The 11754-nt window shown below is 56.9% G+C and carries 7 protein-coding genes; 2 read left to right on the forward strand and 5 right to left on the reverse strand.

Features of this window, described 5'->3' with window-relative positions; translation table 11 throughout:
* Positions 1-438: 438 nt before the first annotated feature.
* The 5 genes from LDN75_RS10365 to LDN75_RS10385 all read right to left on the reverse strand — a co-directional run bounded on the left by LDN75_RS10365 (position 439) and on the right by LDN75_RS10385 (position 9157).
* A complete protein-coding gene (locus LDN75_RS10365; RefSeq protein ID WP_223937191.1) occupies positions 439-3369 on the reverse strand; it encodes a DUF4038 domain-containing protein in 2931 nt (976 codons plus the stop codon).
* Between the two features lie 507 nt (positions 3370-3876).
* Positions 3877-5376: an extracellular solute-binding protein gene (locus tag LDN75_RS10370; protein WP_223937192.1), complete on the reverse strand. Its 1500-nt coding sequence runs from the start codon at positions 5374-5376 to the stop codon at positions 3877-3879.
* 172 nt (positions 5377-5548) lie between these two features.
* Positions 5549-6421 carry a carbohydrate ABC transporter permease gene (locus LDN75_RS10375; protein WP_223937193.1) on the reverse strand — a complete coding sequence of 291 codons (873 nt, stop codon included), beginning with the start codon at positions 6419-6421 and terminating at the stop codon, positions 5549-5551.
* 77 nt (positions 6422-6498) lie between these two features.
* Positions 6499-7467, reverse strand: a complete 969-nt coding sequence (locus tag LDN75_RS10380) for an ABC transporter permease subunit (protein ID WP_223937194.1) — start codon at positions 7465-7467, stop codon at positions 6499-6501.
* Positions 7468-8257: 790 nt separating this feature from the next.
* Positions 8258-9157, reverse strand: coding sequence for an AraC family transcriptional regulator (locus LDN75_RS10385; RefSeq protein WP_223937195.1), 900 nt, complete (start codon positions 9155-9157; stop codon positions 8258-8260).
* A gap of 165 nt (positions 9158-9322) precedes the next feature.
* Here LDN75_RS10385 and LDN75_RS10390 point away from each other — a divergent pair, with 165 nt between their 5' ends.
* Complete coding sequence (locus tag LDN75_RS10390; RefSeq protein ID WP_223937196.1) at positions 9323-10504, forward strand: glycoside hydrolase family 99-like domain-containing protein; 1182 nt, start codon at positions 9323-9325, stop codon at positions 10502-10504.
* 113 nt (positions 10505-10617) lie between these two features.
* Positions 10618-11673, forward strand: a complete 1056-nt coding sequence (locus LDN75_RS10395; protein ID WP_223937197.1) for a hydroxyacid dehydrogenase — start codon at positions 10618-10620, stop codon at positions 11671-11673.
* Positions 11674-11754: the final 81 nt, after the last annotated feature.

Raw genomic sequence — 11754 nt, forward strand, 5'->3', positions numbered from 1 at the left:
TAACGTGCTGGTCCCGGTGTCTGCCTAATGCGGGGAGTACGCCCCTCTATCGGTTGTCCATCAAGGCAAACGGAGATCACATCGTGCCCATTATCGAAAACTTCACCGCGGTAGGGGCGAATCCAGCTGCAGAGTCCCACACTAGTTGGCAATTTGAGCCAATAGAATGTGTCAAATTGCGCGAAAGTGAAACAAAATTGACCGGGTTGACCTTTTCACAGTGAACCGTCCCGGGATGCTCCTATTGGTGTCAATTTGCGTTTTGGGTTGCTTGGTCGATCAGCCATTTCCGGTAGGTAGCGAGAAGGGGTGAGCGGATATTGATGGCCTGACCCGGTCATTCACACCGGCTCAGGCCATCAATATCAAGTGTCCAGATGCTGCGGATTTCTCAAGGCATGCTTGGCTTTGGTTACGCCTGGACCGTCTTGAAAGACGTCAGTTAGCTAGCACATATTCGGCGTCCCGCAGCAGGAAGTCGGCAGCCTGGGTTGCTATATGTTGTCCCCTCTGTGCCTGCACAAGGCCCACGAAACTCGGCAGGTCATTTGCGATGAGTTTGCTTTGAAGCGCATTGCTAATCCCGGGGTCGCTGATCCATCCTGAGTCCCTAAAGCGGGTAACGAGAGCCTTAAGGGATTGGGTGGTGGCTGTTGTCTCGAAATTGAGTGTTCGGCTGCCAATGTTTCCTGCCATGTCCGTTGCCGTTGCAGTCAGGGTGTGAGTCCCGAGGGGAAGCGTGTACAGCGCCAGACCTGTGTTCGCCTCGATGTTTCGAGTAACGCCGCCCGTGCTGAGCGCCAGGGTTGTTTTATTGCTGTCAATGCCAGACAGGTCATCGCCGAGCGACAAGGTTGGAGTAACATCCACGGAGTTGCTGTACGCGTCTTCGGCAATCCCTGATATCAAAATGGTCGGGGCGGTTCCGTCAACCCTGAAGTTGACTAACTTGGCAGGTTCGACATTGCCGGAGTGGTCAGTCGAGCGGTAGCTGACAGTGTAATCTCCGTCGCGGCTGAAGGTCACCGGGTTACCGTAGGTCTCCCACGAATTTCCTCCATCTACGCTGTACTCGGTCTTGGCGACCCCTGCTTTATTGGCGGATGCACTCAACGTGAGGCTGACCGGTTGCACGTACCAGCCGTTGTCACCGTCAGCCGACGCTGGATTCAGCGCTGCCGTGGTCACTGGAGCCTTGCCAACGACCAGGGCCCAGTCGTTCGAGTCCGGCTTGGCCGGTATCGCCCATTGACCCGCTGATGGAGTGACATCTCCTATGTCCGTGTACGTTCCACTTCGTGGATTGAACCATTTCGCGTGGTAGGGAACGCTGTCCAGGCCCTTCAGGGTGCCTGTGTTGGAAGTTGGGTTGTAGAAATAGGCAACATAGGTGTCGTTTTCATCACTGGCCACGGAATAGTACGAACCGTTGTTTTCGAACCAGGAGGTGTCGTCAAAGCGGGGCGTGAGTTTTGACCAGTCCATGCTGGTGAAGAAGCTCTTCATATAGGTACCCAATTGGGTCGCCGTACTGAAGTCTTTGCTTGTTTGCCAGGTTACCTGTTTCATTGCCGTGGTGATGGTATTCCCGAAGACGACTGTGTCCCGGTTCTCGTCGTAGGTGCTGTTGTTCAACCAGATGTCCTGCGCACCGTAACCCTGCCCGTACATGCCATTTAGATAGGCTGACCATCCTTGAACGCGGGCTCCAAATTCGTTGGTCCACAGATTTTCGTAGAAGCCTTCGTAGTTCAGTGCTGGACGACCGCTGCTGTTGTTCCAATAGTCTTTGACGGTGTCAAAGTCCAACTGGCCGTTTGTTCGGGGTGCCCACTGCGCGGCGAACCAGCTGTAGCCGGGGAGGTCCTTGAAGGCGGAGTCTGCAGCCCTGACTGATCCCGTGTTCTCCTGGTGGACGGTCAGGGGGTGCTGATATGGATCATACTGGTGGGTCGCGTTAAAAATGTCCTTCCACGGGTTGCTTGCGGTGTCGTATGCGCCGTAGAAGTTTTTGTCACTTTCCTGGGCTGTGGTCCACATTACGGGGTACGCGGCATAGCGGGCGACCCAGTATCGAGCAAGCTTCTTGCGGTAATCTGCCGTATAGTTCGGGTTTATCTTGAATTCCTTCGCAAAGAAGAGGCTGGAATTTGTATGAACCAGTCCGGCGTTTGCGATGTACTGAAAGCGGCTATCGATGTTCTTGAATTTGGCAACGTCCGTTTCGTTGACTCCATTCGAAAGGTCGTATCCGCTTCCAAGGGGTTCTGATTGATAAACGGTGAATCCCTTGGCGACGCGATCATCTACCAGGGGGCGGAACATTTCGTCATAGGGCTCTTGGGGCATGCTCCAATGGGTATCGCCCATGTAAAAGAAGGGCGTTCCATCGTCATAAACAAAATAACGGGTGTTTGGGCTCGTTTTCACAAATCCCTTCTGATAAATCGCAAGGTTACCGGTGTAAGGAACGCAGTTGATCGTGCCGGTTTGGTTATGAAGGCCGGCGTCTGCAGTGTTGGAGGAGGTTGTCGCGTAGCTCCAGATGCCGGTTTGATTAGGAGCAAAACGAACCTTCCAGGTGTCACCTCCATCCCAGAATGCAGGTATGACCATAGTTGCATTGTCAGGGCCAGTGAAGGTGACGTCCACGGTTACATCATCGAAGGGAGAGAGATAGTAATCCTTGCTAACCTGAACATCGTCGATGTACAAATTTTGACTCGCGAGTCCCGGGAGCGTGTCGATCATCAGATTCATGGTTCCGGTTGCGTTCGCCAAGTCAGCTTCGGTGGCGACGACGCTGCCGCTGTATTTGGTCCAACTGTTGACGGCCGTACTAGTAGTGTCGCTTGCCGTTCCGTAGCTCTGTCCTGGAGTAAAGAAAGAGTACTGATCACTACTATTGCCGCGAATCAGTATTCTGCCGTTGCTTGGGCTGGCGTTGAGGGAGTCGACATAAACCCACAAGCTGAAGTTGTATTTTCCCGGGCCCCGCGCTTTCAACGTATTGTAAATATTAAGTTGAGGCGAAAAATAAGATTGTGATCGGTCCGCGAGCTTCAACGAGGAAGAACCGCTGTGAGCGACAGCCGTCGACGTCGAAACTGTTCCTCCCGCAAAGGCGCTCCAGCCTGCCGGCACGGAACTGCTTTCAAATGTGCTCGGACTTCCAGCCAGCAGCTGCGTGGTTAAGGAGCTGGTGAACGATATGTCTTGTGTTCTCCATTTTTCGACGCTCACAGTGGGCTGATTTTGGTTAATGACAGTTGATGCGGCTGCTGCGTTTGCTGCTGTGGGGAAACTGAGGGCTGGTGTAAGAGTACCCAAGATTGCTAATAAAAGTGCGGCCACGGATTGTTTCTTCATTGACTTCCTCCCTGTACTTTATATTCTTTTTTCCCGTCAACCTAGGAAGACCTCGACTGAAGGCAACATTGCGATTGGTACGAGGCTTACGGTAGGTCCTGATTTAGGGATCCACGTCGACTATGAATTGTCATTCACGGCTCTCGCCGGATCTGCTGCCGAGGGAGAACTGCTGGACGGGAATCAGTGTTCGCTAGTGATCGGGCTCCGCGGGATGAGCCGTTTGCTTTCAGGCAACGTTGGCAGCCAAGACTGATTCAGCGCGACGCCGTCTCAAGACATTGTTTTGGTTAAGCGGAGACACGTTCATCCCGGCACAGCCTCGCGCTCTTCCGCAATCGACGAGAAAGAATCTGGTCCCATGAGGCACGACGAATCGGCCTGATTACGAAAGTCCGATCCCGCCCTCGCTGCAGTATTTTGGTGCGGCGAGGGCGGGATCGGATCAGGGGAGTCGCACGATGGAGTCCTGGGGCCATTCTCTCACCCTGACTGGATTCCTTTAGATCACTTTGTCCCGGCGGTTTGGAGTTGCTCTTCGTATTCGCCGCGCATGGCGTCGCCGGCGTCGGTCCGCCATTTCTTGATGAGTTCATCCAGGGAGGACATTGGCTTGCGGCCCTGGATGACTTCTTTGACTCCGTCGACCATGGACTTGTCGGCCCCGGCGTTCTTAGTTGCGGCCGTGTTGGAGTAGAGGCCTATTGTGGGGTTGGAGATGGTTTTCGCCATGATCTTTTTCTGGTACGCGTACTGGATGTCGGCGTCGTCGGGTCGTCCCGGCTGATAGACGGTGATCGGGGCGTCTGCCAGATAGCGGATCGGAAGGGCTGTGTTGGTGAGGCCCTGCTTGGTCAGCGACAGAGAGCCGTTGGCGCTGATCGTGTGATCGACGCCTTCCTGCCCGAATTTGGCGTAGGTGTACTCCTCGGTGCCGAATGGGGCCGCGAGCCAGTTGAGGACCCGTAGGATGGTTTTGATTTTGTTCGGGTCGTCCTGCTTTTTCAGTCCGGTGAAGGAATACATGCCTGTGCCGAGCTGCCACGGCGCAAGCGAGCCGCCATCACGTGTGTAGATTGGCATAACACCGAGTTTGAAGTCCGGGTTGGACGAGTTGTCGGTAATGTATTGGCTCCATGCTGTCATGCCGTCGACGGCGTTGATGGCGATCGTTCCTGCATTGAACAGCGCCTTCGGTTGAAGTGTGGCCGCGAAGGAATCGGGGTGAATGACACCGGCCTTCCAGAACTCAGCGATGTCGTTTATCGTCTGCTTGTACTGTTCGGTTTCGTAAACGTGCGTAAGCTTGCCGCCCTCTTCGTCCCAGCCGTTCGGCGCCTCGTTTTGGGTCAGCAGATAGAGACGGAGATGTTCCCAGCTGCCGAACGCCCAGCGCCGCTCCTTGGGATCTGTCAGTGCCTTCGCCGTCTCGAGTAGCTCTTCGCGGCCCTTGGGCTCGGGCGATACGCCGGCCTTCTCGAACAAATCCTGGCGGATGAAGGAGTAAAAGAGAACGCGACTTCGCGGAATCGGAATTCCATAGATCCCGCCGTTGAAAACGGTCTGCTTCCACTGGGCAGACTGGATATTGGCCAGGTTTGGGTAGTCCTTAATCGCGTCGCCGGACAGATGATCATCCAAGCGTGCGAATCGTTTCGCCAGCAGATCGGGCATGTTGGGCGCGCTAGGCATCTGAATCATGTCGGGGAGGTCGTTGCCGGCGATCGTAGTTGCGAACTTCTGCGAGTAGTCCGCGGCCGGAACCATCTGAATAGTGAAATCGGCGCCAAGGCGCTTGTTCAGCCCTGCCCACCAGCTGTTGGCGTCGGGCGTTGGAGGTGCTGGAAGGTAGATGTTGGACAGCCCGACCAAGGACTCGCCTTTTGCCGGAATTTCCGTGACCGAGCGGGCAAGCTGCTTGGGATAGTTCCGGAAGGCGGGATCGATTCCTGCCTCCGTTGCCGGGAAATCCGGAGTCAGCCCGGTGTAGGGAATGTAGGTTGGCAATACGGTCTTCGAATTCGTTTGAACCGAATTAACATTGTTTCCGCCCCCAGACCCGCACGCGGACAGCGCACCACTGCCAAGCAGAAATGCTGCTCCACCCGCACCCCGAAGGAGCGTCCTCCGGTTGAATGCTATTTCTGACATATTCAGCCTCTTTCCATAATTTCGAGAATTACCCTTTGACAGCGCCGATCATGACGCCCTTTGCGAAGTGTCGTTGCAGGAACGGGTACACAACCAAAATTGGAATCAGCGACACGACCAGGATGGCCATCTGCAGCTGAAGTTGGGGTGGCAGTGCTTCGGCGGAAGCCCCGACTTGGTCACCGGCGATTGTGGTCTGATTCACAACGAAAGTTCGCAGGACGAGGGCCATCGGCCACTTGTCCGTGCTCTGGATGTAGAGCAGTGCGTTGAAGAACGCGTTCCAGTAGGCGACCGCGTAGAACAATCCCATTACTGCAAAGACGGCTTTGGACAGCGGCAGCACGATTTTGGTCAAGATCGTGAGGCTGGATGCGCCGTCGATGTAGGCCGAATCAAACAGCTCTTGGGGTAGCTCCTGGAAAAACGCCCGCATTACGATCACATTAAAGGCGTTGACCAGCACCGGCAGGATCAACGACCACCACGAGTCCAGTAGGTTCAGGTCCTTCACCAGGAGGTAGCTGGGAATCAGCCCCGGACTGAAGAGTAGGGCTCCAAGGACTAGCAAGAGCATAGGCCGGGCACCGAAAGCGCCCCGCCGGGAGAGCCAGTACCCGAGCCCGGCGGTCGCGGCCAGAGAAAGTGCTGTCCCAATGACGGTGACTCCGACTGAGATAATGACTGCCTGGGTGACGACGCCGCCGGACAGGATGGACTCGTAAGCGGAGAACGTTGCGTGTCCAGGCCAGAGCACCATGCCACCTGCGGACCGATCAAGCGTCTGCCGGTCGGCGAGTGATGTCGCAATGATCGACCAGAATGGGATGATGACGAGGAGTACCGAAACGCCGAGAGCGATGGACTTCAGAAATTGAACCAGGGGGTTCGGCTTCTCCATCCATACCGGCCTCTTCCTCTCATTTGTTGAGGTCCTGAACGCCTTCGACGCTCGGGCAGAGATCTCTCTGATTGTGGTCATTTCTGGTAAACTCCCTGCTCGCCGAACATGTGGGCAAGTTTATTGGCGCCCACCACCATCAGGATTCCGATAATGCTCTTGACCAGACCGACGGCGGTTGACATGCCCCAGTCCCCTCCGATGATTCCGTTGTTGTAGACCCAGGTGTCCAATACCTCACTGGCCTCCAGTCCGACTAGCCCTTGCTGCAGAATGATCTGCTCAAACCCAACCGACAGACTGGTCCCCAAACGCAGGATCAGCAGCAGGATAAAAATCCCCTTCAATGAAGGCAAAGTGATGTGCCATAACCGCTGCCATGCGTTAGCGCCGTCCACTGCCGAGGCCTCATACTGCTCCTGGTCAATCTGGGAGATCGCGGCTAGGAAGATGATCGTTCCCCAGCCAGCGTCTTTCCAGATCGCTTGTGAGGTGAGAAGCGACATGAACAACTCGGGCACGCCGATGATGTGCAAGTTGGGCAGATTGTTTTGCACCAGGAAGGTGTTCAGCATGCCCGCATTACCCAGCATTTGCTGGAAGATAGCGACTACGATCACCCAAGAAAGAAAATGCGGCAAGTATAGGATCGACTGCAGCAGGCCTTTCAGACGCTCGCCGGCCAAACTGCTGAGCAGTAAAGCGAGCGCCAGCGGAACCGGGAACACAAAAACTGTTTGGACTACTGTCAGAATAAGTGTGTTCGTCAAGGCACTCATGAATGAAGCGTTGCCGTCCCACAGGAAACTGAAGTTATCCAATCCGACGAACGGAGACTCCGCGATTCCCGTGTAAGGCTGGAAGTCCTGAAATGCGATGATGTTGCCGAGCAGCGGTACATATTGGAACAGGATCAGCGCTGCAGCCCCCGGTAGTCCCAAAACGACAAGCAACTTGTCTCGACTGAAACGCTGCCCAATCCGTCGCTTCCTCCGTGCCGTGGTGTGGCCGGCAACGGCCGGCGTGACTTCGACATCAATGGCCATCTATAGGCCTCCTTGCCTCTATAACCCAGACTGTGCCGGGCTGTAACTAACTAACCTGATGCTGGTCGTTGGCCGGCTCGGCGAGCCTGCCGGCAAACAGCCATCAATATCCCTCGCCGTATCTGGCCTCTGAACGCGTGCGGAGCCGCCCTGAGCTCACGATTGGTCCATGCCAGTCACTTTTGGTCCCCTCAATTTTGGGGCTTGATACCCCGCGGCAGGAATGTCCTGACGTCGAGTTCAGCGTGGGGGCCTACTGCGACCCCCTCCGGGGTTATCGCCCGGTTGGCTTGGTATTTGTTCCTGAATAGGAGCCTAGTTGCAGATGGGTGACACGAACACGGGCGAGGTTGACGAGAACTAGGAGAGAATTGACGCTGGCTTAGGCATGGCAACATCGTGTTTACACGTTTACACGTTTACACGCTTACACGCTTACACGAAGGCAAACTTGCGAGCGGAAGAGGGTGAAGGAATTAGGACGGTCGGGCGCACCGATGGCTTCCATGACGACGGGTACATAGGCGGACCAGCACTTTGTCCAGGGCCGAGAATCGTCGCCAGCGCCGGCTTCCCGTCCAGCGTGACGAATATTGGTGCCAGGCCCGATCACTGGATTGGCCGAGAGCCTGCACAGGGACGGAGAGCTCGAATCATCTCCGGCGGTCTGACCGTGACCCGTGAGTCTTCGTCGGTGTCCGAACTCAGCTCGGTCGGGCCAAGCCTTCTTTGAATGGGACGGATCTTTCTGGGTCCAGTTCCTGATATCAGGAGCGCAGGCTTCGTCGCTTCAGTCCTCAGAAGGCAAATCAAAACGTGCACCGCTCGTGGGCAGGTTGGGCTCGGGGGAGTGATAGCGGTTTTCACCTGTGACTGCGCGCTTCCTGTACGCAGAAGGGCTAAGACCATACGCACTCTTGAATCGCTGAGCGAAGTAGCTGGCATCATCCCATCCAAGCCGTGCCCCCAACTGTGCGATCGGCTCGTCGGTTTGAACTAGCAGCCGCGCTGCAGCCTGCGCCCGCAACCGGTTCAAGTACGCGATTGGCGGTACCCCGAGGTCGCGTTGGAACAATCGCACGAGATGCGTGCGTTCCGTGCAACTCGCGTTGGCCAATTCCGCCAGCGTCCAGCTGTGACCAGGTTCGTCCTCCATCATCTTTACAGCTCCAGAGACGGCAGGATGGAGGGGGATACGACGGCCTGTCCCGCGGTCTGCAGACCAGGCACGGTTGAGGATATCCAGGTAAATCAAAAGGTGCCCAATAACCTGAATACGTGAGCGCCGTCCGGAACTGACATCGCTCATGCTGTACAACTGAGCAATTACCAGGCTGAGGTCGTGGGGATCCAACTGGATGCGTTGCGGCAGTGTCAGGCTCGATGTGCTGATCGAGTGCATCAGCGGCAACTCGGCGTCGAGGAACGACAAGGTGCTGTCGATAAGGTCCGGTGCGACAAAACAGTCGAAGACCACCAGGTCCTCGCATTCGCCGTAGGCATGCCACTGGTTGGGCGGCACGATCACAGCGCTCCCTGGCTGAATCGGATAGTCACCGTCCGCTGCAATGTGAAGGCCACTGCCTTGGGTGACCAGTGCTATCTCGAAAAAGTCGTGATCGTGCGCAGCAACGCCGCCGTCGAGTCTGTGGCGGTCCGCCCAGACGGGCAGACCATCCGGATTGAACACGAGCGCCGCCTCATAACGCGGCTTTCGTCGAATGGATGTCAATTTTGTCCTACTTTCCCTCAACCCGCACCCGTGCGGACTGGATTTAAATTCAATAGCATCACAATACTGACCTAAAGACGAGGGTTTGTCCGTCCATCATCAACGCGGCAATGGAGGCCATTCATGAACGGGAATGATGCGACTATTGCCGCATATTACTTTCCCAACTACCACATCGACCCGCGAAATGAGAAGTGGCATGGCAGAGGTTGGACGGAGTGGGAGTTGCTGAAACGGGCGACTCCACGCTTCGCTGGACACCAGCAGCCTCGCGTTCCCCTCCACGGCTATGAGGATGAGGCTGATCCCGCAGTAATGGAGGGCAAGATCGCCCTGGCAACGGCGCACGGCGTGGATGCATTCATTTTCGACTGGTATTGGTATGCCGATCGTCCGTTCCTCGAACGCCCACTGGAGGAAGCGTTCATGCCAAATGCCGGCGCCCACGATATGAAGTTTGCGATCATGTGGGCGAATCACGACTTGGTTAACATTCATCCGTGGAAGACGGCTACACCGGCCACCAGACTGGAGTCAGGCCGTGTCGACGCGGATCAGTTCGAAGCTTCGACAGACTATCTCTTGGAGCGGTACTTGAGCCATCCAGCATATTTGCGGCTCGATGGCCGGCCGTACCTTTCGATCTACTCGTTGACCACACTTCTGGAAGGTCTCGGCGGTGTTGGTCCCACGAAGGACGCGCTGCAGGGTCTTCGACACCGGGCAGCCAGGGCCGGACATCCTGAGATCCATCTCAACGCGATTGCAGGGGAAGGCTCCACTTTCGGGCAGGACTTGGCCGCTTGGAGTGAGGCGCGGCTGATCAACGGCCTTGGTTTCGATAGCGTGACGTCCTATGTCTGGGTGCACCACTACCCTATGCAAAAGCTGCAAACCCCCTACATTGAGATGCTCGAACAAGCTGAGAAGGGCTGGGAGACGAACTCAGCACGGTACGACGTACCGTACTTCCCCAATGTCACAGTTGGCTGGGACCCGTCGCCTCGAACTGTCCAGTCCGACGTATATGACCCGAGCCTGGGCTACCCGCACACCAATATCCTCTCGGATGCCAATCCGGAGCAATTCCGACGCGCGCTTGAGAAGGTCCGCCACTTCGTGGAGAACAACAAGGTTCCATTAGTGACCATCAACGCGTGGAACGAATGGACCGAGGGTAGCTACCTTGAACCGGATACGCTTCACGGCACCGGGTATCTGGAGCAGATCCGAAGCGTCTTCGGGAACGCGCTTGGCTCAGCGTTGAATACCGCTTCGGCACAATTTCCTTCCCATCTGGAGTGAGCGTCCTGGGCATTCCGGCGAGCCCGGGGCGGTGGCTCTCACTTTCGTGCGACCCCAATCTTGATTAATGCCGGAGGCTTGGACCCGCGGCCACGCTTTCACTGGAGGTACATATGAATTTTCCTGAATTACACGAACGCGACCTGAGCACCCGACAGCATAGGCCTGAGACCTTGCTGGTTATGGGCAACGATGTGGTGGGGTGGCAGTTTGGTGCGGCGGAGCTGGCTCGGCTTCATAAAACTGCCAGTGTTGGGACGCCTGTGGTGACCGATGAGCTGGGGTCGGCTGGTGTCCGTGCGCGTCTTGCCGAGGTTGAGGTGCTGATTACGTCCTGGGGATGCCCGCCGCTTGATAAAGCGGTTCTGGATGCTGCCCCGCGTCTTCGGGCGGTCCTGCATGCGGCCGGAAGCGTGCGGGGGCATGTGGGTGAGGCGGTGTTTGAGCGTGGTCTTCTGGTCACGTCCGCCGCGGGTGTCAACGCCGAGCCGGTAGCGCAGTACACGGTGGCAGCTGTGCTGTGGGCGTTGAAGAAGGTCCCGTTCCTCGCGCAGGACGCCCGCCGGTTCCGCCAGGACGTGTCGTATCGTGACCGGCACGGCGAGCTGAGCGGCTACGGACGCACGGTGGTAGTAGTGGGCTTCTCCCGGATTGGCCGGCGGGTTGTTGATCTGCTGGGCAGGCTGGAGACCGGTAACACGATTTTGGTGGTGGACCCGTACGCGGACCCTGCCGAAGTCATGGCGGCGGGCGCCGAACCGGCAGTTCTGGCCGATGCCCTCTCGCGTGCGGATGTCCTGTCGTTGCATGCGCCGGCCCTGCCGGAGACGCGGCACATGATCGGGTCGGCGGAGCTTGCGCTGCTTCGGCCGGGAGCGACGCTGATCAACACTGCCCGCGGGTCGCTGGTGGACACCGCGGCTCTGGAACGGGCGTGTGCCACGGGCCGGCTGGACGCCATTCTTGACGTTACCGACCCCGAACCCCTGCCTGCGGAATCGCCGTTCTATGACCTTCCGAACGTCGTCCTGACCCCGCATGTGGCGGGCTCGATGGGCTCGGAGACTCGGAGGATGACAGCGGCAGTACTCACCGAACTTGAACGGTACGCCACTGGCCTGCCCCCACTCAGCCCGATCACCCGGGAAACACTGGCCCTCCAAGCCTGAGGGCCCCTCGGATTTCCCGACCATTTGACAGCGCTGCCCTTAGACGGCAGTCAACATATTCAAACGATCCTTCAAACGTAA

It is taken from the genome of Arthrobacter sp. StoSoilB5, assembly GCF_019977235.1.
Taxonomy (GTDB): Bacteria; Actinomycetota; Actinomycetes; order Actinomycetales; family Micrococcaceae; genus Arthrobacter.